The 26,289-nt window shown below is 32.2% G+C and carries 38 protein-coding genes and 1 tRNA gene; 36 read left to right on the forward strand and 3 right to left on the reverse strand.

The window, feature by feature from the left end; genetic code table 11:
• Positions 1 to 31 precede the first annotated feature (31 nt).
• The 3 genes from CD56_RS00260 (at position 32) to sodB (ending at position 3,514) form a co-directional block, all read left to right on the forward strand.
• Complete coding sequence (locus CD56_RS00260) at positions 32 to 2,311, forward strand: anaerobic ribonucleoside triphosphate reductase (protein WP_047207850.1); 2,280 nt, start codon at positions 32 to 34, stop codon at positions 2,309 to 2,311.
• Positions 2,283 to 2,792: an anaerobic ribonucleoside-triphosphate reductase activating protein gene (nrdG, locus tag CD56_RS00265; RefSeq protein WP_047207851.1), complete on the forward strand. Its 510-nt coding sequence runs from the start codon at positions 2,283 to 2,285 to the stop codon at positions 2,790 to 2,792. Before CD56_RS00260 ends, nrdG begins: the two co-directional genes overlap by 29 nt.
• Before the next feature lie 68 nt (positions 2,793 to 2,860).
• Entirely contained in the window at positions 2,861 to 3,514 is a 654-nt protein-coding gene (sodB, locus tag CD56_RS00270; protein ID WP_039617122.1) for a superoxide dismutase [Fe], read from the forward strand.
• A gap of 30 nt (positions 3,515 to 3,544) precedes the next feature.
• On the opposite strand, the gene purM is transcribed toward sodB, so the two are convergent.
• Positions 3,545 to 4,534: a phosphoribosylformylglycinamidine cyclo-ligase gene (purM, locus tag CD56_RS00275; RefSeq protein ID WP_047207852.1), complete on the reverse strand. Its 990-nt coding sequence runs from the start codon at positions 4,532 to 4,534 to the stop codon at positions 3,545 to 3,547.
• 58 nt (positions 4,535 to 4,592) lie between these two features.
• Here purM and coaE point away from each other — a divergent pair, with 58 nt between their 5' ends.
• Genes coaE through CD56_RS00290 form a run of 3 tightly spaced genes read left to right on the forward strand, consistent with a single transcriptional unit; the run spans position 4,593 to position 6,613 of the window.
• Positions 4,593 to 5,195 (forward strand): dephospho-CoA kinase, encoded by a 603-nt coding sequence (coaE, locus tag CD56_RS00280; RefSeq protein WP_047207853.1) that lies wholly within the window; start codon positions 4,593 to 4,595, stop codon positions 5,193 to 5,195.
• Entirely contained in the window at positions 5,182 to 5,931 is a 750-nt protein-coding gene (dapF, locus tag CD56_RS00285; protein ID WP_047207854.1) for a diaminopimelate epimerase, read from the forward strand. Before coaE ends, dapF begins: the two co-directional genes overlap by 14 nt.
• Positions 5,906 to 6,613 (forward strand): glucosaminidase domain-containing protein, encoded by a 708-nt coding sequence (locus CD56_RS00290; RefSeq protein WP_047207855.1) that lies wholly within the window; start codon positions 5,906 to 5,908, stop codon positions 6,611 to 6,613. Before dapF ends, CD56_RS00290 begins: the two co-directional genes overlap by 26 nt.
• Here CD56_RS00290 and CD56_RS00295 read toward each other — a convergent pair.
• Both CD56_RS00295 and CD56_RS00300 read right to left on the reverse strand, forming a co-directional pair.
• Positions 6,610 to 7,671 (reverse strand): ATP-binding protein, encoded by a 1,062-nt coding sequence (locus tag CD56_RS00295; protein ID WP_047207856.1) that lies wholly within the window; start codon positions 7,669 to 7,671, stop codon positions 6,610 to 6,612. The genes CD56_RS00290 and CD56_RS00295 overlap by 4 nt on opposite strands.
• 18 nt (positions 7,672 to 7,689) lie before the next feature.
• Positions 7,690 to 7,765: transfer RNA gene (locus tag CD56_RS00300), tRNA-Ala, on the reverse strand.
• Between the two features lie 226 nt (positions 7,766 to 7,991).
• Between CD56_RS00300 and rpsJ the strand changes: the two genes are divergently transcribed.
• The 30 genes from rpsJ to map all read left to right on the forward strand — a co-directional run bounded on the left by rpsJ (position 7,992) and on the right by map (position 26,279).
• Positions 7,992 to 8,303: a 30S ribosomal protein S10 gene (rpsJ, locus tag CD56_RS00305; protein ID WP_012660810.1), complete on the forward strand. Its 312-nt coding sequence runs from the start codon at positions 7,992 to 7,994 to the stop codon at positions 8,301 to 8,303.
• A 9-nt stretch (positions 8,304 to 8,312) separates the two neighbouring features.
• Positions 8,313 to 8,888, forward strand: coding sequence for a 50S ribosomal protein L3 (rplC, locus tag CD56_RS00310; RefSeq protein ID WP_012660811.1), 576 nt, complete (start codon positions 8,313 to 8,315; stop codon positions 8,886 to 8,888).
• Positions 8,885 to 9,499, forward strand: coding sequence for a 50S ribosomal protein L4 (gene rplD / locus CD56_RS00315; protein ID WP_039617137.1), 615 nt, complete (start codon positions 8,885 to 8,887; stop codon positions 9,497 to 9,499). Before rplC ends, rplD begins: the two co-directional genes overlap by 4 nt.
• Before the next feature lies 1 nt (position 9,500).
• The gene (locus CD56_RS00320) at positions 9,501 to 9,782 is read left to right on the forward strand and encodes a 50S ribosomal protein L23 (RefSeq protein WP_039617139.1); all 282 of its coding nucleotides are present in this window, start codon (positions 9,501 to 9,503) and stop codon (positions 9,780 to 9,782) included.
• A 1-nt stretch (position 9,783) separates the two neighbouring features.
• Positions 9,784 to 10,614: a 50S ribosomal protein L2 gene (rplB, locus tag CD56_RS00325; protein ID WP_039617141.1), complete on the forward strand. Its 831-nt coding sequence runs from the start codon at positions 9,784 to 9,786 to the stop codon at positions 10,612 to 10,614.
• Position 10,615: 1 nt separating this feature from the next.
• Positions 10,616 to 10,897: a 30S ribosomal protein S19 gene (gene rpsS, locus CD56_RS00330; protein ID WP_039617142.1), complete on the forward strand. Its 282-nt coding sequence runs from the start codon at positions 10,616 to 10,618 to the stop codon at positions 10,895 to 10,897.
• A gap of 9 nt (positions 10,898 to 10,906) precedes the next feature.
• Complete coding sequence (rplV, locus tag CD56_RS00335) at positions 10,907 to 11,281, forward strand: 50S ribosomal protein L22 (RefSeq protein ID WP_039640497.1); 375 nt, start codon at positions 10,907 to 10,909, stop codon at positions 11,279 to 11,281.
• Position 11,282: 1 nt separating this feature from the next.
• On the forward strand, positions 11,283 to 11,984 hold the full coding sequence (gene rpsC / locus CD56_RS00340) for a 30S ribosomal protein S3 (protein ID WP_039617145.1): 702 nt from the start codon (positions 11,283 to 11,285) through the stop codon (positions 11,982 to 11,984).
• Between the two features lie 2 nt (positions 11,985 to 11,986).
• Entirely contained in the window at positions 11,987 to 12,412 is a 426-nt protein-coding gene (gene rplP, locus CD56_RS00345) for a 50S ribosomal protein L16 (protein WP_012660818.1), read from the forward strand.
• Positions 12,399 to 12,584, forward strand: a complete 186-nt coding sequence (rpmC, locus tag CD56_RS00350; RefSeq protein ID WP_012660819.1) for a 50S ribosomal protein L29 — start codon at positions 12,399 to 12,401, stop codon at positions 12,582 to 12,584. The genes rplP and rpmC overlap by 14 nt, the downstream gene beginning before the upstream one ends.
• Before the next feature lie 9 nt (positions 12,585 to 12,593).
• Positions 12,594 to 12,845: a 30S ribosomal protein S17 gene (gene rpsQ / locus CD56_RS00355; RefSeq protein WP_039617148.1), complete on the forward strand. Its 252-nt coding sequence runs from the start codon at positions 12,594 to 12,596 to the stop codon at positions 12,843 to 12,845.
• A complete protein-coding gene (rplN, locus tag CD56_RS00360; RefSeq protein WP_012660821.1) occupies positions 12,845 to 13,213 on the forward strand; it encodes a 50S ribosomal protein L14 in 369 nt (122 codons plus the stop codon). Before rpsQ ends, rplN begins: the two co-directional genes overlap by 1 nt.
• Complete coding sequence (rplX, locus tag CD56_RS00365) at positions 13,213 to 13,440, forward strand: 50S ribosomal protein L24 (protein WP_012660822.1); 228 nt, start codon at positions 13,213 to 13,215, stop codon at positions 13,438 to 13,440. The genes rplN and rplX overlap by 1 nt, the downstream gene beginning before the upstream one ends.
• A gap of 1 nt (position 13,441) precedes the next feature.
• A complete protein-coding gene (rplE, locus tag CD56_RS00370; RefSeq protein ID WP_039617150.1) occupies positions 13,442 to 13,987 on the forward strand; it encodes a 50S ribosomal protein L5 in 546 nt (181 codons plus the stop codon).
• A 1-nt stretch (position 13,988) separates the two neighbouring features.
• The gene (locus tag CD56_RS00375) at positions 13,989 to 14,174 is read left to right on the forward strand and encodes a type Z 30S ribosomal protein S14 (protein ID WP_012660824.1); all 186 of its coding nucleotides are present in this window, start codon (positions 13,989 to 13,991) and stop codon (positions 14,172 to 14,174) included.
• A 12-nt stretch (positions 14,175 to 14,186) separates the two neighbouring features.
• Positions 14,187 to 14,582: a 30S ribosomal protein S8 gene (rpsH, locus tag CD56_RS00380; protein ID WP_039617152.1), complete on the forward strand. Its 396-nt coding sequence runs from the start codon at positions 14,187 to 14,189 to the stop codon at positions 14,580 to 14,582.
• A 78-nt stretch (positions 14,583 to 14,660) separates the two neighbouring features.
• On the forward strand, positions 14,661 to 15,197 hold the full coding sequence (rplF, locus tag CD56_RS00385) for a 50S ribosomal protein L6 (protein WP_039617154.1): 537 nt from the start codon (positions 14,661 to 14,663) through the stop codon (positions 15,195 to 15,197).
• 9 nt (positions 15,198 to 15,206) lie between these two features.
• Positions 15,207 to 15,563: a 50S ribosomal protein L18 gene (gene rplR / locus CD56_RS00390; protein WP_039617157.1), complete on the forward strand. Its 357-nt coding sequence runs from the start codon at positions 15,207 to 15,209 to the stop codon at positions 15,561 to 15,563.
• 16 nt (positions 15,564 to 15,579) lie between these two features.
• Positions 15,580 to 16,023: a 30S ribosomal protein S5 gene (gene rpsE, locus CD56_RS00395; RefSeq protein WP_039617161.1), complete on the forward strand. Its 444-nt coding sequence runs from the start codon at positions 15,580 to 15,582 to the stop codon at positions 16,021 to 16,023.
• 3 nt (positions 16,024 to 16,026) lie between these two features.
• Positions 16,027 to 16,419: a 50S ribosomal protein L15 gene (gene rplO / locus CD56_RS00400; protein ID WP_039617163.1), complete on the forward strand. Its 393-nt coding sequence runs from the start codon at positions 16,027 to 16,029 to the stop codon at positions 16,417 to 16,419.
• The gene (gene secY / locus CD56_RS00405; RefSeq protein ID WP_047207857.1) at positions 16,419 to 17,681 is read left to right on the forward strand and encodes a preprotein translocase subunit SecY; all 1,263 of its coding nucleotides are present in this window, start codon (positions 16,419 to 16,421) and stop codon (positions 17,679 to 17,681) included. The genes rplO and secY overlap by 1 nt, the downstream gene beginning before the upstream one ends.
• Before the next feature lie 40 nt (positions 17,682 to 17,721).
• A complete protein-coding gene (gene murI / locus CD56_RS00410; RefSeq protein ID WP_039627696.1) occupies positions 17,722 to 18,462 on the forward strand; it encodes a glutamate racemase in 741 nt (246 codons plus the stop codon).
• 115 nt (positions 18,463 to 18,577) lie between these two features.
• A complete protein-coding gene (locus tag CD56_RS00415; RefSeq protein ID WP_257936139.1) occupies positions 18,578 to 19,609 on the forward strand; it encodes a type II asparaginase in 1,032 nt (343 codons plus the stop codon).
• Positions 19,610 to 19,692: 83 nt separating this feature from the next.
• Positions 19,693 to 20,340, forward strand: a complete 648-nt coding sequence (locus CD56_RS00420) for a ferritin family protein (protein ID WP_012660833.1) — start codon at positions 19,693 to 19,695, stop codon at positions 20,338 to 20,340.
• Positions 20,341 to 20,394: 54 nt separating this feature from the next.
• A complete protein-coding gene (locus tag CD56_RS00425) occupies positions 20,395 to 20,889 on the forward strand; it encodes a DNA-deoxyinosine glycosylase (RefSeq protein ID WP_047207858.1) in 495 nt (164 codons plus the stop codon).
• Positions 20,867 to 21,418 (forward strand): ribonuclease HII, encoded by a 552-nt coding sequence (locus tag CD56_RS00430; protein ID WP_047207859.1) that lies wholly within the window; start codon positions 20,867 to 20,869, stop codon positions 21,416 to 21,418. Before CD56_RS00425 ends, CD56_RS00430 begins: the two co-directional genes overlap by 23 nt.
• A gap of 225 nt (positions 21,419 to 21,643) precedes the next feature.
• Positions 21,644 to 22,672, forward strand: coding sequence for an oxidoreductase (locus tag CD56_RS00435; RefSeq protein WP_047207860.1), 1,029 nt, complete (start codon positions 21,644 to 21,646; stop codon positions 22,670 to 22,672).
• 99 nt (positions 22,673 to 22,771) lie between these two features.
• Positions 22,772 to 24,055 (forward strand): aromatic amino acid transport family protein, encoded by a 1,284-nt coding sequence (locus CD56_RS00440; protein WP_047208737.1) that lies wholly within the window; start codon positions 22,772 to 22,774, stop codon positions 24,053 to 24,055.
• 11 nt (positions 24,056 to 24,066) lie between these two features.
• A complete protein-coding gene (locus CD56_RS00445; RefSeq protein WP_047207861.1) occupies positions 24,067 to 25,434 on the forward strand; it encodes an L-serine ammonia-lyase in 1,368 nt (455 codons plus the stop codon).
• A gap of 89 nt (positions 25,435 to 25,523) precedes the next feature.
• Positions 25,524 to 26,279, forward strand: coding sequence for a type I methionyl aminopeptidase (gene map, locus CD56_RS00450; RefSeq protein ID WP_039617176.1), 756 nt, complete (start codon positions 25,524 to 25,526; stop codon positions 26,277 to 26,279).
• Positions 26,280 to 26,289 lie beyond the last annotated feature (10 nt).

Here is a 26,289-nt window from a genome sequence, read left to right on the forward strand (position 1 = left end):
TACTTAGAGATTATTTTTTAGGAAAATTTCCATGAAAATAAAATTTATTATAAAAAGAGATAAGAGCCAAGTTGCATTTGATATTTTTAAAATCAAAAATGCTATTTTCAAAGCTAATATAAACTCCACAGATGAAAAATTAAACAAAGATTTTTTAGATAAGCTTTGTGATGAGGTTGTAGCTTTACTTGATGAAAAGCACACACAAGTAGAGCAAATTCAAGATAAAGTTGAAGAAGTTTTAATCAAAAATACCTTAGTCAATACAGCAAAATCTTATATTTTATACCGTCAAAAAAGAACACAAATTCGCAATGGTAGCTATGATTTGCTAAGTTTGTATGATGATTTAACTTTTAAAGATTCTAAAGAAGCTGATTTAAAAAGAGAAAATGCAAATATTAATTCAGATAGTGCTATGGGAATGATGTTAAAATATGGCTCAGAAGGTGCAAAATACTATGTAGATGAGTGTATTTTGCCAAAACATATCGCAAATGCACACAAAAACGGCGATATACACATACACGATAAAGACTTTTATATGCTAACACAAACTTGTTGTCAAATAGACTTATTGAAGCTTTTTGAAAAGGGTTTTAGTACAGGGCATGGAAGTTTGCGTGAGCCAAATGATATCAGATCTTATGCTTCTTTAGCTTGCATTGCCTTGCAGGCTAATCAAAATGAAATGCATGGGGGTCAGTCTATACCAAATTTTGATTTTGCTATGGCAAAAGGTGTGGTAAAGACTTTTCAAAAAGAGTATAAAAAGGCTATAAATGCTTTTTTTGAAATAAAATTAGAGCAAAACTTAGATGAGAGTTGCTTTGATAACACAAAATTTCAAGTTTCAAGCGAAAAAGAATGCTTCAAAGAGCTTTTAAGGCTTGATTTAAATAGCGATGAGAATTTTTTAAAACAAGCAAATGCTTATGCTTATAAAAGAGCATTAAAGCAAACCCAAGATGCAACTTTTCAAGCTATGGAAGCTTTAATACATAATCTTAATACTATGAACTCAAGAGCAGGAGCTCAAGTGCCTTTTAGCACGCTAAATTATGGTACCGATACATCTTTTGAAGGGCAAATGGTGATAGAAAATTTACTAAAAGCCACGATGAGAGGTTTAGGAAATGGTGAAACGCCGATTTTCCCTGTGCAAATTTTTAAAGTAAAAGAGGGTGTTAATTATAATGAAAAAGACCCAAACTACAAGCTTTTTAAACTTGCTATAGAATGTTCTTCTAAAAGACTTTTTCCAAATTTTAGCTTTTTAGATGCAAGTTTTAATGCAAAATACTATAAAAAGGGCGATTATAATAGTGAAGTAGCTTATATGGGTTGTAGAACTAGGGTTATGGCAAATGTTTATGATGAGAGCAAAGAAATCACAAGTGGTAGGGGAAATTTAAGCTTTACAAGTATAAATCTTGTGCGTTTAGCCATAGAAGCTAAAGGAAATTTAGAGCTTTTTTACTCACTTTTAAAAGAAAAATTAGAGCTTGTGTATGAGCAATTACTTCATAGGTATAAAATTCAAAGTCTAAAAAAGGTTAAAAATTTCCCGTTTTTAATGGGCGAGGGAATTTGGATAGATTCAGATACTTTAAAAGAAAATGATAGCGTAGAAAAAGTTATCGCACATGGAACTTTGGCTATAGGTTATATAGGACTTTGTGAGAGTTTAATAGCTTTGATAGGTTCTCATCATGGACAAAGTCAAGAAGCAAGGGAGCTTGGCTTACAAATCGTGCGTTTTATGCGTGAATTTGTCGATGAAAAAGCACTCAAAGATAAGCTGAATTTTTCACTCATAGCTACTCCAGCTGAGGGTTTAAGTGGAAGATTTTTAAAACTAGATCAAAAAAAATACGGTATTTTAAAAGGCATAACCGATAAAGATTTTTATACTAATTCTTTTCATATTCCTGTGGATTTTCCCATCAGTATCTATGAAAAAATTCAAATCGAAGCCCCATATCATGAGTTAAATAATGGCGGACATATTACTTATGTAGAATTAAATGGCGATGTGAGTAAAAACTTAGAAAGTTTTGAACGCATTATAAGATGTATGAAAGAAAGCAATATAGGCTATGGCTCGATTAATTTCCCACTAGATAGGGATCCCGTATGTGGTTATAGTGGCATGATAGATGAATTTTGTCCAAAGTGCCATAGAAAAGAAGATGATATTAAATTCGAACGCATAAGAAGAATTACAGGCTATTTAGTAGGAACGCTTGATCGTTTTAATGATGCTAAAAAAGCTGAAGTTCATGCAAGAATTAAACACGATTTTTCTTAGATTAGCTGGTGTTGTAAAAGAATCCATAGTCGATGGTTATGGATTTCGTTATGTGATTTTTACTCAAGGCTGCCCTCATCATTGCAAAGGTTGTCATAATCCACAAACGCATGATTTTAACAAAGGATATTTACAAGATTTAGCAAGTTTGTATGATGAGATTTGTAAAAATCCTTTGCTCCAAGGTGTTACTTTTAGTGGTGGGGAGCCTTTTATGCAAGCAAAAAATTTAAGCATTCTAGCAAAGCATATTAAGGCTTTAGGGCTTGATCTTACTATATATACAGGTTTTACTTATGAAGAGCTAGTGCAAGAAAAATCCATGAAAGAATTACTCGTTTTGGCTGATATTTTAATAGATGGTAAGTTTATTTTAGAGCAAAAAGACTTATCTTTAAAATTTAAAGGTAGTAAAAACCAACGCATTATCGATGTAGTAAAAAGCTTAGAGCAAGGCAAAGTAATACTTTTTGAAAAATAAAGACTCATTTAGTCTTTTTTAATTTAACTATGTTAGAATATCCATAAATTTAAAAAAAGGAGAACAATATGTTTGAATTAAGAAAACTACCTTATGAAGCAGATGCTTTTGGAGACTTTTTAAGCGCAGAAACTTTTGCATTTCATCATGGAAAACACCACCAAACTTATGTAAATAACCTAAACAATCTTATCAAAGATACTGAATTTGCAGGAAAAGATTTAGTTTATATTATACAAAATTCAAATGGTGGAGTTTTTAACAACGCTGCTCAAGTGTATAATCATGACTTTTATTTTGACTGCATTAAGCCAAAAACATGCTGTGGCTGTGGCTGTTCTTTGAGCGCTGAGTTTAAAGCAGCGGTTGAAAAAGACTTTGGTTCTATGGAAAATTTAAAAGAAGAATTTATTAAAGGAGCTACAGGAGTATTTGGTTCTGGTTGGTTTTGGCTAGTTTATAACACTCAAAATCAAAAATTAGAACTAGTAGCTACAAGCAATGCTGCTACACCTATCACTGAAGGTAAAGTTCCGCTTTTAGTAGTTGATGTATGGGAGCATGCTTACTATGTAGATCACCGCAATGCGCGCCCTGCGTATTTAGAAAAATTCTACGCGCACATTAACTGGGAATTTGTAGCAAAAGCTTATGAATGGGCTATTAAAGAAGGTATGAACTCAGTAAGCTTTTATGCAAACGAACTTCATCCACTAAACTAAAATAAAATCTCTTAGAGTTTCTAAGAGATTTTATTCTAAAACAACACCTTCATTTAATACAACTTCACCTATTACATAAGCGTCTGAGTTTTCTAAAACTTTTCCTACATTAGATGGATCTATTACCATAACTAAGCCCACACCCATATTAAAGCTTCTATACATTTCAACTTCTTCTACACTTTGGCCTATTTGGTAAAAAATTTCAGGAGTTTTTAAATGATGTTTTCTGATGATTGCGCCTATTCCTCTTGGGAAAACTCTAGGTAAATTTTCTACCAAACCACCACCTGTTATATGAGCTAGTGCATTAATGAATGGTTTTAATTTTAAAAAGTCTTTTACATAAATTCTTGTAGGTTCAAGTAAGATATCGATTAAATTTTTACCCTCTATTTTATCATCAAATTTAAGCTTTTGTGCTTCAAATAATACTTTTCTAGCTAAAGAATACCCATTAGAATGAAGCCCGCTACTAGGTAGAGCTAGTAAAATATCTCCATTTTTTACAAAATTTCTTCTATCGATTTCATCTTTTTCAGCCATACCCACTGAAAAACCTGCTAAGTCAAAATCATTGCTATGATACATTCCAGGCATTTCAGCAGTTTCTCCGCCTATTAAGGCACAATTTGCTTTTTTACAACCATTAGCAATCCCTGCTACGACTTTTTTAGCAACTTCTACATCTAACTTTGCAGTTGCATAATAGTCTAGAAAAAACAAAGGCGTAGCAAAATTGCAAATTAAATCATTTACACACATTGCTACTAAGTCCTCGCCTATGGTATCAAATTTTTGACTATCAATAGCAAGGCGCAACTTCGTACCTACTCCATCAGTTGCTGCTAGCATAACAGGATTTTTAAAACCACTTGGTATAGCAAAAGCACCTGAAAAAGAGCCTATGCCACCTAAAACATTTTCATTAAAAGTTTCTTTTACTAAAGGCTTGATTGCTTCTACAAAAGCATTGCCATTATCTATACTTACGCCCGCATCTTCATAGCTTATATTCATTTATCTTCCTTTAAGAATTTAAAAGGTATTTTAACTAAAAATGTTTTAAGGCTAAATTATGCAAAATGCTTATTTTGTAACTTCAAGTATAGCGGGTGGAAAGTCAAGCTTTATAAAAATAGTTCAAAATTTGGGTTTTGATACTTTAAGCGCAGATACAATAGCTCATGAGCTTTTAAATGAAAATGCAAATTCCATAGCTAAGCTTTTTAATGATGATGATTTAATCATAGCAGGAAAAATAGATAGAAAAAAACTTGGTGCTATTGTATTTAATAATTTAAATGCCAAAAAAAAGTTAGAAGATTTTTTACATCCTAAAATCAAAGAAGTAATTTTGCAAAAAGCCCAAATTTTAGATAAAAAAAACAAAGCTTTTTTTATAGAACTGCCTTTATTTTTTGAAAACAATCACTATCAAAATTTAGGAAAAAGTATATTAATTTATACGCCAAAAGAACTTCTACTTCAAAGACTAATACAAAGAGATAATTTAGATGAAAATGAAGCCTTAAAAAGAATTAATTTACAACTTGATATAGAAGAAAAACTAAAAAAAGCAGATTTTGTGATAAAAAATACTTCAGGTTATGAAAATTTTGAGAAAAATGTGCTAAATTTTTTAAAACACACTTTAAAGGTAATGGATGAAATTTTATAAGTACTGTGCAAGTGGAAATGATTTTGTAGTATTTGCAGATAGTGAAAAAAAAGATCGTAGCGAGTTAGCCAAAATTCTTTGTAATCGTTATGAGGGTATAGGCGCTGATGGACTTATAGTAGTTGTGCCTCATGATAGATATGATTTTGAATGGGAATTTTATAATTGTGATGGGAGTAAGGCAAGTATGTGTGGTAATGGCTCGCGTGCAGCAGCGCATTTTGCCCATCATTATTTAAAAAAATCTCAATATTTAAATTTCTTAACCGGCGCAGGGCTTATAAAGTCTTTTGTTGATGATGACATAGTTGAAATAAAACTTAGCGGGGTAAAGGATATCAAAGAAGCTTTTGAATATAAGGGTAGAATTTGGCAAGGTTGTAATACCGGAGTTCCACACATAGTAACCTTTGTTGATGATTTAAATGAATTTGATATAAATTTATGCAAGGAAGTGCGTAAAAAATATAATGCAAATGTTAATTTTGCTAAAGTGGAAGATGATGAGTTTATAAGAGTTAGAACTTATGAACGTGGAGTAGAAGATGAGACTTTAGCTTGTGGTACGGGCATGGGGGCTTGTTTTTATCTAGCGTATTTAAATCAAAAAGTTAAAGATGATATTTTGGTAAAACCAAAGAGTAATGAAAGTTTGTATTTTAGATTAGAAGAGGATCAAATATTTTTTAGAGGAAAGGTGAAGTGCTGTTTTGAAGCTGATTATAATTTTACTTAGTAGTGTCTTATTTTTAAAAGCTGAATTTATAGCAGGTTTTGATGAGCAATACTATACTTTAAGTATAAAAGAAAAGCGTGAAGTTTTTATCAAAAAAATCAATGCTTTATTAGATGTTTCTTTTAAAGAGATAGAAAAGGAAAAAGAATTTGTAAATATTTTTTTTAGGGAAGCTTTAAAGAATAATTTTAGAAAACTAAATTCTAATGCTGTGCAAAAACTATGGTCTTTAAAAGAAAAATATCGCGTTAAAAATTTATACGATCATAAAGAATATCAAATGCGTATCCAAAAGGTACCAAAGTCTTTAGCTATAGCTCAAGCTATTATTGAAAGTGCAACTGGTACAAGTCGTTTTGCTAAAGAGGCAAATAATTTATTTGGAGAATGGACTTGGGGTGAAAAAGGTTTAATTCCAAAAGAAAGAGGCGAGGGTAAAACTCACAAAATTCGTATATTTGATAGTTTGCAAGAAAGTGTGGATTCATACTTGCTTAATTTAAATCGCCATGATGCTTATAAAGAATTTAGATCTTGGCGGTGGGATACTATAAGTGAAAATAAAAAACTTGATGGTAAAGAAGCAGCAAGTCATTTAGAAAAATACTCAGAGATTAAAAGTAATTATACTAAGCTCATTATTTCTATTATAGAACAACATAATCTTGATGAGTTAGATTAGTTACCCAAAGCCCACTCATCAAAAGGTAAAATCATCACACGAACCCCTTCTATGAAAAACTCATCTCTTTGCGAAAGTGTGATGATATAAATAGTCGAAAGTGCGAGTTGGTTTTTACTAAGTATTTTTTTGACTTTTAAGCTAAGCAAATCTTTATCTTTAAAGGGTGAGCATAAAAATGCATTTTTAAGACTTGGTAAGTAAAAATCAAAATGCTTAGTATAAAAAATTTCTTGCTTAAATTTGAACAACTCGCTTAAAATCAAATTTTCAAACAAAGCACTAAAGTCTTTTTGTATGCTTAGAGAATTTTTTAATGAAAAGTCCCAAAAATATACTTTTTTTAAATTTTTTTCAAGATTTTTTACAAAATACAAAGTGTAGTTTGATTCTAGTTTTTCTATGCTTTTATATAAGGTATCTTTGGAAATTTTTATACTATTTTTTAGAGTTTTTAATAACTCATTAACGCTAAATTCATTCCCAAGTTCTAAGGCAATTTGTTTGAGTATAGTAAGCTCTAATGGGGTATAAAAGCTTTTTAAGTATGATGAATTTGTGTTAAAGTTGTGATTTAAAATCACATTGCGTCCTGTGTGTAAAAAATAACTTACCATGGTTTTGGTATCAGCATATTTTTTATTTAAGCTTAAAAATTCTTCAAAATCTAAATAATCTAAATGAAGTTCTTCAAACTGATCTAAGCAAAAATTACTATCACAAACGCTAAGTATGATTTGCAAGTTAAGATGTTTTAAACTAGCAAAGTCAAAATCATGAGCAAAATTACACAAAGCTAGAAATTTAATTTGCGGATTATAAGTTAAAAACGAATTTAAATTTATTAAAGCACTTGCTTGAAATTTTAAATCATCACAATCGATAAAAAGTATATTTTCTGCTTTATATAAAGACAAAAAATTTAAAATTAAATTTTTCTTACCACTTGCAAAACCACCTTTTATGACGATGTTTTTATGGGTTTGGATTTGAATTTTTCTTTCATCAAATTTTTGAAATTTTGGGTAATTATCGTAAAAAAATTGTAGTGATTTCATAGATTTCTTTATACTAAATGGTGGAGCATAGCGGGTTTGAACCGCTGACCCCAACGCTGCCAGCGTTGTGCTCTCCCAGCTGAGCTAATGCCCCTTTAGATTTTGAAATCATACTATATCTTTTCTTAGATTTTCTTAATGCATAAAAAATCTTGTAAAATTTGTAAAATTTAATTTTTATCCTTTTAAAAAGGAAAATAATTAAAAAAAATATATAAATTTCTTGACATAGCAAAGGCTCTTTTTATATAATCTCAACATCATTTTATATGGTGGTTAGATTCTTATGGGTCTAACGAGTTCTTTACAAAGGAAAAAATATGGAAAGAATCAGGCTTAAGCTAAAAGCTTATGACCACAGAGTTCTAGATCGCACAGTTGCAGCAATTGTAGAAGCTGTTAAAAGAACAGGTGCTGACATCAGAGGTCCAGTGCCAATGCCTACAAAAATCAAAAGATACACAGTTTTGAAATCTCCACACATCAACAAAGATTCACGCGAACAATTTGAGATGAGAATTCATGCTCGTATGCTTGATATTGTAGCAGCTACTCCAGATACAGTAGATTCACTCACTAAGCTTGACTTGGCTCCAGAGGTCAATGTTGAAGTAAGAGCTATGGGTAAATAAGGATAGAATATGGAATACATTGTAGAAAAAATTGGTATGAGTAGAACAATCAGCACGCCAAGCATTCCTGTAACCTTACTTAAACTTGTTCAAACTAAAGTATGTGAAGTAGAAAATGGAAAAGCTTTGGTTGCTTATGTAAAAGGCAAAGCAAATAATAAATGCATTGCAGGTCAGCAAAAAAAATACAATCTTTCAGCTGAATATAATAGATTTGCTTCTTTAGAAGTAGCAAACACAGAAGCAGGCGATATTGATCTTAATCCTTTAAAAGAAGCTTCTATTTTAAAAGTAAGCTTTAATTCTAAAGGTAGAGGTTATAGTGGGGTTGTTAAAAGACATGGATTTGCCGGAGGTCCTGCAAGTCACGGTTCAAGATTCCACAGACGTCACGGTTCAATCGGTAACCGCGAATGGCCAGGTCGTGTTCAACCAGGTATGAAAATGGCAGGTCATTATGGTAATGTAAAAGTTACTGTTAAAAATGAAGTAGTTTCATTTGATGAAGAAAATGGCATCTTAGTAGTAAAAGGTGCGGTACCAGGATTTAATGGTGCTATGGGTAAAATAAGGATTGCAAAATGAGTAAAGTAACTGTTTTAAATGATAAATTTGAAAAAGCTAGTGAACTCGATCTTCCAGCAAAATATGCAGAAGTTAATCCTCACAACCTTTATTTATATGTAAAATCTTATCTTGCTAGCCTTAGAGCAAACACAGCTCATACTAAAGGTAGAAGCGATGTAAGCGGTGGTGGTAAAAAACCATGGAGACAAAAAGGTCGTGGTGGTGCAAGAGCAGGTTCAACAAGAACGAATGTTTGGGTTGGTGGTGCTGTAGCATTTGGTCCTACAAACAATCGTAACTATTTCCAAAAAGTTAATAAAAAACAAAAACGCTTAGCGCTTGAAAGAGCATTGGCTGATAAAGCACAAAACAATGCATTATTCTCAGTAGATAGTTTAAGCATTGAAAGCGGTAAAACAAAAGATGCAAATGCAGTTATTAAAAAGCTTGGTTTAAAAGATGCTTTAATTGTAAAAGATTTACTAGATGAAAAAACACTTCTTGCTTTTAGAAACTTAGCAAATTGCTATGTAGTTGATATTAGCGAAGTAAATGCTTATTTAGTATCTGTATTTAATGCTGTTATCATTGAAAAAGCAGCGCTTGAATCTATCGTAAAAGAGGGTTAAAATGGCAGATATTACTGATATAAAAACAATACTTTACACTGAAAAAAGCTTAAACCTTCAAGAGCAAGGTGTTGTAGTTATTCAAACTTCTCCAAAAATGACTAAAAATGGTCTAAAAGAAGTTTTAAGAGAATATTTTGGTGTAACTCCAGTAAGAATTAATTCTTTAAAAATGGATGGAAAAGTAAAGCGTTTTAGAGGTCGTGAAGGTCAAAGAAATAGCTTTAAAAAATTCTATGTTAAGCTACCAGAAGGTGTGAGCTTAGAAAGTTCGGAGGCATAAGATGGCAATTAAAACTTATAAACCATATACTCCAAGTAGAAGATACATCACAGGTGTAAGCTCTGATGATATCACAGCGAAAGCTAGTGTGCGTTCATTACTTGTAAAACTTCCAGCTCATGCAGGTCGTAACAATAATGGTAGAATCACAAGCCGTCATAAAGAAGCAGGTGCTAAAAAACTTTACAGAATTATAGATTTTAAAAGAAGAAAATTTGGTATTGAAGGTAAAGTTGAAGCAATCGAGTACGATCCATACAGAAATTGTCGTATTGCATTAATCTCTTATAGAGATGGTGAAAAAAGATACATCTTACAACCAAAAGGTTTAAGTGTTGGTGATGTTGTTTGTGCTGCTGAAAGCGGACTTGACATTAAACCAGGTAATGCAATGAAATTAAGAAACATCCCAGTGGGTACTATCGTACACAATATTGAGTTAAAGCCAGGTAAAGGCGGTCAAATGATCCGTTCAGCAGGTGCTTATGCTCAATTAATGGGTAAAGAAGAAAAATACGTTATCTTAAGACTTGCAAGTGGTGAAATGAGACAAGTTTTAGCTGAATGTATGGCAAGTATCGGTGAAGTTGGCAATGAAGAATGGTCAAACGTGACTATCGGTAAAGCAGGTAGAAATCGCCATAGAGGTATTCGTCCTCAAACAAGAGGTTCTGCGATGAACCCAGTTGATCACCCGCACGGTGGGGGTGAAGGTAAGAAAAATTCAGGCCGTCATCCAGTTACTCCATGGGGTAAACCAACTAAAGGTGCTAAAACTCGCCGTAAAAAAGCTAGCGATAAGCTAATAATTTCAAGAAGAAAAGGAAAGTAAGATGGCTAGGTCACTAAAAAAAGGTCCTTTTGTTGATGACCATGTAATGAAAAAAGTCATCGCTGCTAAAAAAGCTAACGATGGTAAGCCAATTAAAACTTGGTCAAGACGCAGCACTATTATACCTGATATGATAGGTTTAACTTTTAATGTTCATAATGGAAAAAGCTTTATCCCAGTATATGTTACTGAAAATCATATCGGTTACAAATTAGGTGAATTTGCACCTACTAGAACATTCAAGGGTCACAAAGGCTCTGTTCAGAAAAAAATAGGTAAGTAAGGGAGATTTATGAGTAGAGCGTTAATTAAATTCATAAGATTATCTCCAACTAAAGCGAGATTGATTGCTAGAGAAGTTCAAGGTATGAATGCAGAGCTTGCATTAGCTAGTTTGAAATTTATGCCAAATAAAGGTGCTAAATTTATAGCAAATGCTATTTCAAGTGCTGTAGCAAATGGCGGATTTGAAGCAAATGAAGTTGTTGTTTCAAGTTGTCGTGTTGATGCTGGTGCGGTTTTAAAAAGATTTAGACCAAGAGCTAGAGGAAGTGCTAGTCGTATTAGAAAGCCAACTTCACACATTTTGGTAGAAGTTAGTAAAGTAGAAGCAAATGCTGAAAAAACTACAAAAGCTAAAAAAGCATCAGTGAAAAAGGAAAGCTAATATGGGACAAAAAGTAAATCCGATTGGTTTAAGACTAGGAATTAATAGAAATTGGGAATCAAGATGGTTTCCTACAAAAGCTAATTTAGCAGAAAATATTGGTGAAGATTATAAAATCAGAACTTTCTTAAAAAGAAAACTTTATTATGCAGGAATTAGCCAAATTCTTGTAGAAAGAACAGCGAAAAAATTAAGAGTAACTGTTGTAGCTGCAAGACCAGGGATTATTATTGGTAAAAAAGGTAGTGATGTTGATATTTTAAGAAAAGAACTTCAAGATTTAATCAAAAAAGAAGTTAATATCAATATCAAAGAAGAAAGAAAAGCAGGTGCTTCAGCTCAGCTTGCAGCTGAAAGTGTTGCTACTCAACTTGAAAAAAGAATTGCTTTTAGAAGAGCAATGAAAAAAGTAATTCAAGGAGCGCAAAAAGCAGGTGCTAAAGGGATTAAAGTTTCAGTTTCAGGCCGTTTAGGTGGTGCTGAAATGGCAAGAACTGAATGGTACTTAGAAGGTCGTGTTCCACTTCATACTTTAAGAGCAAAAATCGATTATGGTTTTGCAGAAGCACATACTACTTATGGAAACATAGGTATTAAAGTATGGATCTTCAAAGGTGAAGTTTTACAAAAGGGTGTTCAACCTGAAAAAACCGAAGAAAACGCTCCAGCTAAAAAAACTAGAAGAGCAAGAAGAGGTAAATAATCATGTTAATGCCAAAAAGAACAAAATATCGTAAAATGATGAAAGGGCGTAACAGAGGTTATGCCAACAGAGGGACTGAATTTACTTTTGGTGATTTTGCCCTAAAAGCAACTGAAGCTGGCCGTATCAATTCACGTCAAATCGAAGCAGCTCGTATTGCTTTAACTCGTTTTGTAAAAAGACAAGGTAAAACTTGGATTAGAGTTTTCCCAGATAAACCTCTAACTAAAAAACCTTTAGAAACTCGTATGGGTAAAGGTAAAGGTGCAGTTGAGGAATGGGTAATGAACATTAAACCAGGTCGTATCATTTATGAAATGGCAGGGGTTAATGAAGAAATGGCAAGACAAGCTTTAACTTTAGCGATGCACAAATTGCCATTTAAAACTAAGTTTGTTACAAGAGAGAGCCAAAATGAAATATACTGAGATTAAAGATAAAACAGCAGGTGAGCTTGCAACAATGCTAAAAGAAAAAAAGGTGCTTTTATTTACTTTAAGACAAAAGCTAAAAACAATGCAGCTAACTAATCCTAAAGAGATTAGCGAAGTTAAAAAAGACATCGCTAGAATCAATACTGCAATTAGCGCTTTAAAATAAGGATAGAAAATGGCATTTAAAAGAGAAATTCAAGGCGTTGTTGTTCAAATTGCTGGAGATAAAACAGCAACAATTTTGGTTGAAAGAAAAGTGGTTCACCCAAAATACAGAAAAATCGTAAAACGCTTTAAAAAATATTTAATTCATGATGAAAGAAATGAGCTTAAAGTGGGAAATACTGTAGTTGCTATTGAATGTAGACCACTTTCTAAGAGAAAATCATTTCGCTTAAAAACTATAGTATCAGCAGGAGTTGAGTAATGATTCAAAGTTTTACTAGGCTTGCAGTTGCTGATAATAGCGGTGCAAAAGAATTAATGTGTATTAAGGTTTTAGGTGGTAGTAAAAGAAGATACGCTACTGTTGGTGATGTAATCGTTGCATCTGTAAAAAAAGCTCTACCAAATGGTAAAGTTAAAAAAGGTCAAGTAGTAAAAGCAGTTATCGTTAGAACTAAAAAAGAAATTCATAGAGATAATGGTTCTTTAATTCGTTTTGATGAAAATGCGGCAGTTATTCTTGATGCTAAAAGAGAGCCTATCGGAACGCGTATTTTTGGACCAGTAGGTCGTGAAGTAAGATATGGTGGCTTTATGAAAATTGTTTCACTAGCACCGGAGGTGTTGTAATGAAATTAAAAATTAAAAAGAATGATATGGTAAAAGTTATCGCAGGCGATGACAAAGGTAAAACAGGTAAAGTTTTAGCAGTATTTCCTAAAACAAATAAAGTAATTGTTGAGGGTTGTAAAATCGCTAAAAAAGCTGTTAAGCCAAGTGATAAAAATCCAAACGGCGGTTTTATCAATAAAGAAATGCCAATGGATATTTCAAATGTAGCAAAGGCAGGAGAATAAGATGATGAGATTGAAAGAAAAATATGATCAAAATATCAAACCTGCTTTAGTAAAAGAATTTGATATCAAAAATCCTATGCTTATTCCTTTTATTGAAAAAGTTGTAATCAGTGTAGGTGCTGGGGAATTAGCAAAAGATCAAAAAGTATTACAAAATGTTGCAGATACTATTTCATTGATCGCTGGACAAAAAGCAGTTATCACAAAAGCTAAAAAATCAGTTGCTGGTTTTAAAGTGAGAGAAGGCTTCCCAGTAGGTGTAATGGTAACATTAAGAAAAGACAATATGTATGCTTTCTTAGATAAGCTTATTACTATAGCTCTTCCTCGTGTTAAAGACTTTAGAGGTCTTCCAAGAGATGGTTTTGATGGAAGAGGAAACTATAACTTTGGTTTAGATGAGCAGTTAATGTTCCCAGAAGTTGAATATGATAAAATCTTAAGAACTCATGGTATGAACATTTCTATCGTTACAACAGCAAAATCAGATAAAGAGGCACAAAAATTATTAGAATTATTTGGTGTGCCATTTGCAAAAGGAAAGTAATATGGCTAAAAAATCAATGATTGCAAAAGCTGCCCGCAAACCTAAATTTAGCGTTAGAGGGTATACTAGATGCCAAATTTGTGGAAGACCACATTCAGTTTATAGAGATTTTGGAATTTGTAGAGTTTGCTTAAGAAAAATGGCAAATGAAGGTTTAATTCCTGGTCTTAAAAAAGCAAGTTGGTAAGAGGAAAGAACCATGATAAATGATTTAATTTCAGATTCACTAACAAGAATTAGAAATGCAGGGATGAGAAGATTAGAAACCACTCAACTTTTGCATTCTAAAGTTATCGAAGCTTTACTTGGAATTTTCCAAGCTAAAGGCTATATTGAAAGCTTTAATGTTATTGAAGAGGATAAAAAGAAATTCATCAATGTAGTTTTAAAATACGATGAAAAAGGCAAAAGCGTAATTAACGAAGTTAAGCGCATTTCTAAACCTGGTCGTCGTGTTTATAAAGGCAAAGATGAGATCAAAAGATTTAAAAACGGTTATGGTACTATTGTAGTAAGCACTTCAAAAGGTGTTTTAGCTAACGACGAAGCTTATAAAGCAGGCGTTGGCGGCGAAGTTTTATGTACTATTTGGTAAGAGTTTCTACTTTTTATGGTATTCGGTATCCATTCTTATAAAGTAGTCATATCGTAGACAAGTAAAAAGGAAAAATGAATGTCTCGTATAGGTAAACAACCAGTTGCTATTCCAAGTGGAGTAGAAGTAAAATTAGAAGGTAACTTGCTAAAATTCAAAAAAGGAAATTTAGCAAAAGAGCTTGATACAAAAGCAAATGTTAATGTTGAGATTAAAGAAGGACAAATTCTTTTCTCTCCTAAAGGTGAAGATAGACAAAGTAGAGCTTATTGGGGAACTTATAGAGCTTTAGCTCAAAACATCATCATCGGTTTAACTGATGGTTTTAGCAAAACTTTAGAAATCAACGGTGTTGGTTATAAAGCTGCGTTAAAAGGTAAAGTTCTTGAACTTGCTTTAGGTTTTTCTCATCCTATCAACTATGCTATTCCAGAAGGCATAGAAATTACTGTTGATAAAAACAATGTTATTATCAAAGGTAGTGATAAACAAGTGGTAGGTCAAGTTGCTGCTCAAATTCGTGAATTTAGACCACCTGAGCCTTACAAAGGAAAAGGTGTTAAATATTCAGATGAGCGTATTATCCGCAAAGCTGGTAAGACATCTAAGAAGTAAGGATAGAATATGAGAGCAAATGTATTAAAAAGAAAAATATCTTTAAGAATTAAAAGAAAAAAAAGAATTAGAGCAAAAATTTCAGGAACACAAGCTCTTCCAAGAGTTTCTGTTTTCAAATCAAACAGAACTTTATATATCCAAGCTATCGATGATGTTAAAGCAGTAACTTTAGCAGCAGTAGATGGAAGAAAAATTGGTGTTAAAGCAAATAAAGAAGGTGCTAAAAAAATAGCAGCTGAATTTGCAAAAGTTTTAAAAGCTAAAAACATAGAAGAAGCAGTGTTTGATAGAAATGGTTATTTATACCATGGTGTGATTGCAGCATTAGCTGAGGCACTAAGAGAAAACGGAATCAAACTATAACCCAAAAGGAAGATCGATGGAAAAATATAATAGAGAAGAATTTGAAGAAGTAATCGTCGATATCGGCAGGGTTACTAAGGTTGTTAAAGGTGGTAGAAGATTTAGATTTACTGCTTTAGTTATCGTTGGAAATAGAAAAGGTTTAGTTGGTGTGGGCTATGGAAAAGCTAAAGAAGTTCCAGATGCTATCAGAAAAGCAGTTGATGATGCTTTTAAAAACATTGTTGAAGTTAAAACAAAAGGTTCAACTATCCCTCATGATGTAGAAGTAAAATACAACGCAAGTAGAATTTTACTTAAACCAGCAAGCGAAGGTACAGGGGTTATTGCAGGTGGTTCAACACGTCCTATCGTGGAACTTGCAGGTATTAAAGACATTTTAACTAAGTCTTTAGGTTCAAATAATTCAGCAAATGTTGTGCGTGCTACTATCAAAGCACTTACAATGCTTAAAGGATAATCAATGAATTTAACAAAAGCACCAGGTTCAACACATAAAACCAAAAGAATAGGCCGTGGTCAAGGTAGTGGTATGGGTAAAACTTCTACTAAAGGTGGAAAAGGCCAAACTGCTAGAAAAGGTTATAACGAAAAAAGAGGTTTTGAAGGGGGTCAACAACCACTTCAAAGACGCTTACCAAAAGTAGGCTTTACTTCTAAATTTGAAAAACCTTATGTGATTAATGTTGAAAAAATCACAGCAATCAAAGAGCTTAGCGAAATTACATTCGAAACAATCAATAGCATTCATAAGCTTTCAAAAAATGTAAATAAAGTTAAGCTTATTGGGGCAAGCGCTAAAGATCTTGCTAGTAAAATTAAAGACGAGAAGATTACTTTTAGCGGACAAAAATAATGAATAAAACATTGACAAATAAAATTCTCATAACATTAGCTTTTTTATTCGCTTATAGAATATTAGCTTATGTTCCAGTTCCGGGGGTTAATGTCAGTGTTATCAAGGAATTTTTTGATTCTAATGCATCTAATGCATTAGGCTTGTTTAATATGTTTAGTGGGGGTGCTGCTGAAAGACTTAGCATCATCTCTCTAGGCATTATGCCTTATATTACTGCTTCGATTATTATGGAGCTTTTAGCGGCAACTTTTCCTAACATAGGAAAAATGAAAAAAGAACGCGATGGTATGCAAAAATATATGCAAATTATCCGTTATGCTACTATAGCTATCACTTTGATACAAAGTATAGGCGTTTCTATAGGCTTACAAAGTCTTCATGGAAAAGCAGGTCAATCAGCTATTATGATTGATATGAATACTTTTATCGCACTTTCTGCTGTTTCTATGCTTGCAGGTACCATGCTTTTGATGTGGATAGGTGAGCAAATCACTCAACGTGGTATAGGAAATGGTATTTCTTTAATCATCTTTGGTGGTATTGTTTCTACAATTCCAGGTGCAATTAGTGGAACAGTAAATTTGGTAAATACAGGTGAGATGAATTTCTTGACTATCATTGCCATTTTAGTTGTAATTTTACTTACTATTTGGGCTATTATAGTAGTAGAGCTTGGAGAAAGAAGAATTCCTATTTCTTACTCAAGAAAAGTAATCATGCAAAATCAAAACAAACGCATTATGAACTATATACCTATTAAGATCAACTTAAGTGGTGTTATTCCTCCTATTTTTGCAAGCGCGATTTTGATGTTTCCAAGTACTATTTTGCAAACAAGTACAAATGAATATGTGTTAAAAATTTATGACTTTTTAAATCCAAACGGATTTTTCTTTCATTTTTTAACATTCTTACTTGTTATTTTCTTTGCGTATTTTTATGCATCAATTGTATTTAATGCAAAAGATATAGCTGAAAATCTTAAAAGACAAGGCGGTTTCATACCAGGTATTAGACCAGGTGAAGGAACTGCAAATTATCTTAATGAAGTAGCATCTAGACTTACATTATCAGGTTCTATTTATTTAGGACTTGTAGCTACGTTACCATGGCTTATTGTGAAGTTGTTTGGTGTACCTTTTTATTTTGGTGGGACTTCTGTTTTGATTGTAGTTCAAGTAGCGCTTGATACGATGAGGAAAATTGAAGCTCAAATTTATATGAATAAATACCAAACTTTAAGTGCAGTAGGCTTATAAGAAAGTAGATTTTCTACTTTCTTCTCTTTTAAGGATTTTGATGAGACTAGGCGTTTTTGATAGTGGTGTAGGTGGGCTTAGTGTTTTAAAATCTTTACTCCAAGCAAAACTTTTTAAAGAATATATCTACTATGGGGATACTGCAAGAGTGCCTTATGGGGTTAAAGATAAAGAAACCATCATTAAATTTTCCCTAGAAGCTTTAGAATTTTTCAAAGAAAAAAAAGTCGATATGCTTATTATTGCATGCAATACTGTTAGTGCGCATGCTTTAGAAATTCTAAAAGCAAATGCACCATTTCCAGTTCTTGGGGTTATAGAAGCAGGGGTTTTAGCGGTTAAAAACTCTTTAGAAGATAAAAACTCCAATATATTAGTCATTGCAACACAAGCTACTGTGGATTCTCACGCTTATAAGCAAGCTTTAATTAAAGAAGGTTTTTTAAAAGTGGAAGAAAAAGCAACTGGGCTTTTTGTACCTATGGTAGAAGAAGGGATTTTTCAAGGAGATTTTTTAAAGGCTGCTTTTGAGTATTATTTTAATAAACTCAAATTTCATCCTAATGCTCTGATTTTAGCATGTACGCATTTTCCTTTGATCGCTCATTCTTTGGAAGAGTATTTTGGTAAAAATACAAAACTTATTCATTCGGGTGAAGCTATAGCTTTGCAATTACAGCAAGAATTTAACTTAACATCAATTCATGAAGAAGCTAATATCGAATTTTACGCTTCAAGTGATGTAGAAAAACTAAAAAAAATTGCAAATTTATGGCTTTAAGTTAATAGCTATTTACTAAAGTATTTTTTATATTAATAATTTATTTTTATTTAAACATAGTTGCATTATAATCTTTATCATTTCTGATGAAAGGACTAACATGAAAAAAATGTTAATGTGTGCAGCTATGGCACTAAGTTTAGGAGCAGGAATTTTGGAAGCAAAACCAAAAGTTGCAATTTTAGCTACAGGTGGAACTATTGCTGGTTCGATTGATAGTTCAGTAGCCACTACAGGTTATACAGCCGGAGTTTTGGGGGTTGATACTTTAATTAAAGCAGTGCCTCAAATTCAAGATTTAGCAGTAATTAGTGGAGATCAAATTGCTAATATTGATAGCAAGGATATGACAAATGAAATTTGGTTAAAACTTGCTAAAGAAGTTAATAGACTTTTAAAATCTGATGTAGATGGAGTTGTAATTACACATGGCACTGATACTATGGAAGAAACTGCATATTTCCTAAATTTAACTGTAAAAAGCGACAAACCTGTTGTTTTAGTTGGTGCAATGCGCCCATCAACTGCAATTAGTGCAGATGGTCCTAAAAATCTTTATAATGCTGTGGCTTTAGCGGCTAACCCTGAAGCAAAAAACAAAGGTGTAATGGTGGCTATGAATGATAGAATTCAAAGCGCTAGAGGTGTTATGAAAACTCATAGTTTAAATGTAAATGCATTTAGCTCGCCAGATATGGGTGATATGGGTTATATAGTAGATGGAAAAGCATTTTTCTATAGTACTAATACAAAATTACACACTAAAAAATCTCCATTTGATGTTAGCAAGTTAAAAGAATTACCAAAAGTAGATATTCTTTATAGTTATGCAAATGATGGTAGCGGTGTTGCAGCAAAAGCTTTATTTGAAAATGGAACTAAAGGTATAGTTGTAGCTGGAACAGGTGCTGGTAGCATTCATGATTATCAAAAAGATGTGTTAAAAGAATTACTTAAAAAAGGTCTTAATGTAGCGGTAAGCTCACGTGTAGTAGCTGGTAGAGTTGCAGTAAGTGATGCTGATGCAAAACTTGGTTTCATTGATACAGGTGATATGAGTCCTCAAAAAGCTAGAGTATTATTAATGCTTGCTCTAACTAAAACAAGTGATCCTAAGAAAATTCAAGAATATTTCTTAAAATACTAAAATCTTAAACACCCAAATGCTACAATAACATTTGGGTGGATTTTTCAATCAAAATCTTACTTAATTAATCACAAGGATATTAAATGAAACAATATGAAAGTTATAAATGCCAAAAATGTGGCAATGAAGTAGAAGTACAAAATGTAGGTGGTGGAAAGCTTAGCTGCTGTGGTCAAGAAATGGAGTGTATTACTAAAGATCTAACAGCTGTAAATTTAATGAAAGCTTTTGCGGGTGAGTCTATGGCAAGAAATAAATATGATTTATTTGCAGATATTGCTCAAGAAGAAGGTTGGCATGCTATTGCAAAACATTTTAGAGAAGCTGCAGAAAATGAAAAATGGCACGCAAGAGCTGAGTTTAAAGCTTATCATGAATTAGTAGATGGTAAAGCTTTAGAAGAAACTGCTAAAAATTTAATTTGTGCAGCAGAAGGTGAAAACTATGAACATACTACTATGTATCCAAATTTTGCAAAAATCGCAGAAGATGAGGGCAAAAGAAATATAGCAAGATTATTTACAGCTATAGGCAAAGTAGAAATTGAGCATGAAAGAGAATATCTAGCACTTAAAAAAATGCTTGAAGAAGAAGATTTCTTTAATTCAGAAGTAGAAGAATTATGGGTTTGTGAAGTTTGTGGGCATATACACCGTGGTAAAAAAGCACCAAATGCCTGTCCTTTATGTAAAGCTCCAAAAGAATACTTCAAACGCGAATTTTTAGGATAATTTTAAAAACCTTGATAAAAATGATAAAATATTTTATTTTTATCAAGGTCTAATATGCAAATTTTAACCCATCCTTTTAAACCTTTTTTTGATGAAAACTCAAAAGTTTTGATACTAAGTTCTTTTCCATCTATTAAATCAAGAGAAGAAAATTTTTATTATCAACATAGCAAAAATCGTTTTTGGCGTATTTTTGAAATATTATTTAAGTGTGAGTTAAAAACAGTGCAAGATCAAAAAGTTTTTTTAAAAGCAAATCATATAGCACTTTGGGATGTTATAGCAAGTTGTAAGATAAAAAATTCAGATGATAAAACTATTTCTTATGCTAAAGCAAATGATATAAATATTATTTTAGATAAAGCAAATATAGAAAAAATTTGTGTATTAGGTAAGGTTGCAAGTAAATATTTTAGCAAATTTTATCCTGAGCAAGAATTTTTTGAACTTCCTTCAAGTTCTCCTGCTAATATGAATTATTCTTTAGAAAATTTAGTAGAAAAATATAGCATTATAAAGGAAAATAATGGCTTTAGTTGGAGTAGATGAGGCTGGGCGTGGGGCTTTGGCTGGAGATATGCACATAGGAGCTTGCAAGCTTTTAAAAAATATTGATGGTTTGGCTGATTCTAAAAAATTAAGCGCAAAAAAAAGGGAAGAGTTATATGAGCAAATTCTTTATCATTCAAATTTTTTGATTCTTGCTTTTTCACCTTTACAAATTGATACTTTAGGGCTTAGTCAGTGTTTACAACTAGCTTTAAAAATCATTAGAAAACATTTTAGTGAAGATGAGATTTTATATGATGGAAATTTAAATTATGGGGTTTTGGGTATTAAAACCATGATTAAAGCTGATATGAAGGTGCAAGAGGTTTCAGCAGCTAGCATATTAGCCAAGGTAAGTCGTGATCAAAAAATGTGTTATTTTTCTAAATTATATAATAAATATGACTTTGATAAACACAAAGGTTATGGCACAAAAGCTCATATAGAAAAGATTAAAGCATTTGGTTATTCGCCCTTGCACCGTAAAAGCTTTATGTTAAAGTGTTTTGAGAAAAGCTTATTTGATTAAATTGTGTGTTTTTTACACTTTTTATTTTGAATTTTACTTTCTTTTAAAAATAATAGAATGTTTTAATATTTGAAATATTATTATTAAGATAAAAAAATATATTTAAAAAATATTTTTTTAATAATTATTTATTAAAAATAATAATATTAATTAAAATTGCTATATGTTTTAAGAAAAATTAATTTTTTTCTATTATAGTAATATAAAAACATTTCAAGGGGCACTATGTCTTTACTTTTAAGTGAGCTAAAGATTGGAAAATTTTATGTAAAAAATCGCATTGTAATGCCCCCTATGGATATGTATGAAACACAAGTTTTAGATGGTAAGATTAATCAATTTCACTTGATACATTATGGAGCTAGAGCTTTGGGTGGCGTTGGGCTTATCATAGTGCAAACTTGTGCGATCAATGAAAATGCAAAAATTGCTGATAATGATATAGGTCTTTGGGGAGATTTTCAAATTCAAGGACACAAAGAGCTTGTTGAGCTTTGCCATCATTTTGGTGCTAAAATTGCCATTCAGTTAAATCACAGTGGCCGTAAAAACTCGTGTAAAGATGCCATATCAAAAGCTCCAAGTAATATAGCTTTTAGTGAAAAATTTTCCAAACTTCATGTTTTAAGTAAAGATGAAATTTTACAAATAGAGCAAGAATTTATTCAAAGTGCCAAAAGAGCCAAGGAAGCAGGTTATGACGCAGTAGAACTTCATAGTGCTCATGGGTATTTGCTTAGTTCGTTTTTATCACCTTTATCAAATCAAAGAGATGATGAATATGGTGGCAGTTTTGAAAATAGAATACGTCTTTTGTGTGATATTATTAAGCGTATAAAAAAAGAAGTTGATATTGCTTTATTTGTAAGAATTTCAGCCACAGAATGGCAAGAGGGTGGTTGGAGTTTAGAAGATAGCAAAAAACTCGCCTTGATTTTAGAAAAATTAGGGATTGATATGTTGGATGTTTCAGCAGGAGGAAATATCAATAAGCCTTCTTTAATGCCAAATATAGCACCACTTTATCAAGCTCCTTATGCTAAAGCTTTAAAAGAAGTTGTTAAAATTCCTGTATCTTGTGTGGGTCTTATAAATAGCGCTAGTGAAGGTGAGGCTTTGCTTTTGGGTGGGGTGTGTGATTTGGTTTGTTATGGTAGGAAATTACTAAGAAATCCAAATTTTGTAAATGAAGCCGCAGCTGTTTTAAATGAAAGAGAAAAAATTATGCCAAATTATTCTAGAGCATATTTGTAAAATAATACAAAAAGTTTTTTAGGTAAAAGCTTTTTTTATTATTTTTTACAAGGAGAAAATGTGGATAATCTTAAGTGGAATTCTTTTGATACGCGTTGGATGCTTTCTCTTTTTGGGACTGCAGTTGGTGCGGGGATTTTATTTTTACCTATTAAGGCAGGTGTTGGTGGTTTTTGGCCAGTTGTTGTAATGGCTTTGATTATTTTCCCAATGGTATATTTAAGTCATAGGGCTTTAAGTCGTTTTGTGTGTCAAGCAAATGGTAATGATAAAGACATTACTCATGCGGCTGAAGAGTATTTTGGTAGAAAAGTAAGTATTTTTATTTCTGTGCTTTATTTCTTTGCAATTTTTCCAATTTGTTTAGCATATTGTGTAGGTATAACTAATACTTTTGAGAGTTTTATTTATAATCAATTCTTACCACTTTTAGATCCAAATGGTTCTTTTGCAAATGCAATTAGTGTTATGTATCAAACAAGTGTTAATGAGCAAGGAAAAACTATAGCTAATTTACTTCCTTTTTATAGAGCACTTTTTGCTTTTGTTTTAGTAAGTATTTTTATGCTTATTATGCTTTTTAGTGAAGAATTAATCACTAAAGTATGTGAATGGCTTGTGTATCCTTTATGTGCTATTTTATTTTTATTTTCTTTATATCTTATCCCACAATGGTCGTTTGAAAGTTTTAGCGCTATTCCAGGAACAAAAGAATTTATCACTATAGTATGGCTAACTTTACCAGTTTTAGTATTTTCATTTAATCACTCACCAGCGATTTCTACTTTTTCTTTAAGTGTAAAAAGACAATATCCTGAAAATTCAGTACAAAAAGCAAATCAAGTATTGTTTAGAACTTCTGTAATGTTACTTGCCTTTGTTATGTTTTTTGTGGTATCTTGCGTGCTTTCTTTAACTCCTGCAGAACTTGCTGAAGCTAGAGCGCAAAACATACCTGTGCTTTCTTATTTTGCTAACAAACTTGACAATCCATTTATTTCTTATGGTGGTCCATTAATCGCATTTTTAGCAATTTCTAGTTCTTTCTTTGGGCATTATTTTGGTGCTAGAGAGGGTGCTTATGGTATAGTTAGAAAATGTTGTAAATTAGCAGGCAATGAAAACCCTGATTTGAAAAAAATAGCAGTTTACTCAACCTTAGTAATGTATATTATTATGTTGATTACTGCTTATGTAAATCCAAGTATTTTAGGTTTTATTGAAAGCTTAGGTGGACCGATTATTGCTGCGATTTTATTCTTAATGCCTATGATTGCAATTTATACTGTTTCTAAAATGAAAAAATTCCAAAACAAAGCTTTGGATGCATTTGTATTTATCACAGGTGTTTTGACAATCATTACTGTAATTTATACTTTTTAAGGTGCTAGTGAATGAGTAGTAATTTAAGTATATTTAAAGTTGGTGTTGGTCCTTCTTCTTCTCATACCTTAGGACCAATGTTAGCAGGGAATATGTTTTGTGAAAAAATCAAAGATAAAATCACGCAAATTACAAAAATTCAAATCAAGCTTTATGGCTCTTTATCACTTACTGGTAAAGGCCATTTAAGTGATAAGGCTATTATATGGGGTTTGAGTGGCTTAAGGGCAAAAGAACTCAATGCTGCTTTGCAAGATCGTGTGTTTAATAAAATTTTACAAGATAAAATTTTGGTTTTAAATGCTCAAAAAGAATTAAATTTTGATTATGATAAAGATTTGATTTTTGAAAAAGACTTTTTACCTTTGCATGAAAATGGGTTAAAAGTAAGTGCTTATGATGAAAACGGAGAAATCATTGCTGAAGAAATTTATTATTCAGTGGGCGGTGGTTTTGTTATGAGTCAAGCTGAGCTTCAAAAACATAAAGATGGGGTTTGCGAGCAAAAACATACTAAATTAGAACTTGATATTAACAACGCAAGCGATGCTTTGAGAATTTGTGAAGAAAAATCATGGGATCTAGCAAAACTTTCTTATGAATATGAGCTTCAATTTCATACAAAAGAAGAAATTAGAGCTTATTGTTTAGAAATTTGGGAAGTAATGCAAGAAGTTTATTATAATGGTATTCATCCAAGTTCAGATTTTCTTCCAGGAAATTTGCACTTAAAGCGTCGTGCTAAAGGGCTTAATGAACGTTTGGCTATGACAAGTGATCCTTTGGGGATTATTGATTTTATTTCTTTATATGCTATTGCTATTGCAGAGGAAAATGCAAGCGGAGCTAGAGTGGTAACTGCTCCAACTAATGGAGCATGTGCTGTTGTGCCTGCTGTAATGCTTTATCTTAAAAACCATACGGTTGGTTTTAATGATGAAAAGGCTATTAATTTTTTACTAACTGCTATGTTAATAGGCTCTTTTTATAAGAAAAATGCAAGCATAAGTGGTGCTGAAGCTGGCTGTCAAGCTGAAATTGGTAGTGCAAGTTCTATGGCAGCAGGAGCGATGGCTACTGTGATGGGTTTTGATGCAAAGATAGCTTGTAATGCTGCTGAAATTGCAATGGAGCATCATTTGGGGTTAACTTGTGATCCAGTAAGTGGTTTAGTGCAAATTCCTTGCATAGAAAGAAATGCCTTTGGAGCAATCAAAGCTATTTCAGCTGCTAGAATGGCAATGAGTAGAAAATCTACTCCAAAAGTAAGTCTTGATGAGGTTATAAAAACCATGTATGAAACCGGCAAGGATATGAACTCAAAATACAAAGAAACTTCTTTAGGTGGCTTAGCTACCAATCTTACAAGTGTATGTTAAAACCTTAAGTTTTAGAACTTAAGGTTTTTCCTTAAAGCTTTTAAAAGCGCATAAATGCTAAATTTTTAAAAATTTTAAGGAAAATGTAAATGATAGAAATCAAAAAACCAGCAGAGATAGAAAAACTACGTAAAGCAAATGAGCTTGTAGCTAGAACGCTTGATTATCTAGAGGGTATTATAGTTCCAGGTATGAGCTTAAAAGAAATTGATATTAAAGCGGAAGAATTTATACTTGATCATGGCGCAAAACCATCTTTTAAAGGTTTGTATGGTTTTCCAGGCAGTATATGTATCTCACTTAATCAAGCTTGCATTCATGGTGTGGGTGATGAGCGTATTTTAAAAGAAGGCGATATTTTAGGTCTTGATGTGGGTACTTGTATAGATGGATATTATGGAGATGCAGCAAGGACTATACCTATAGGTAAAATTTCAGCTACCGATGAGGCTTTAATTGCTTGTGCTAAAGATGCTTTGTATTATGCTATAGATATTATCAAAGAGGGTATGCGCTTTAAAGAGCTTTCTTATGAGCTTGGTGAGTTTATTGCTAAAAGAGGTTTTGTGCCTTTGAAAGGTTATTGTGGTCATGGTATAGGCAAAAAGCCACACGGTGAGCCTGAAATTCCAAATTATTTAGAACCAGGTGCTAGTGCAAAAAGTGGCCCTAAAATAAAAAATGGCATGGTATTTTGCATAGAGCCTATGGTATGTCAAAAAGATGGTACACCGGTACATTTAAAAGGTAATTGGGAAGCAGGAAGCAAAGATGGTTTAAATGCAGCCCATTATGAGCATTGTGTTGCTATAATAAATGGTAAGGCAGATATTTTATCTAAGTAAGAAAGTTTAA

Source organism: Campylobacter lari (genome assembly GCF_001017575.1).
GTDB lineage: Bacteria > Campylobacterota > Campylobacteria > Campylobacterales > Campylobacteraceae > Campylobacter_D > Campylobacter_D lari_C.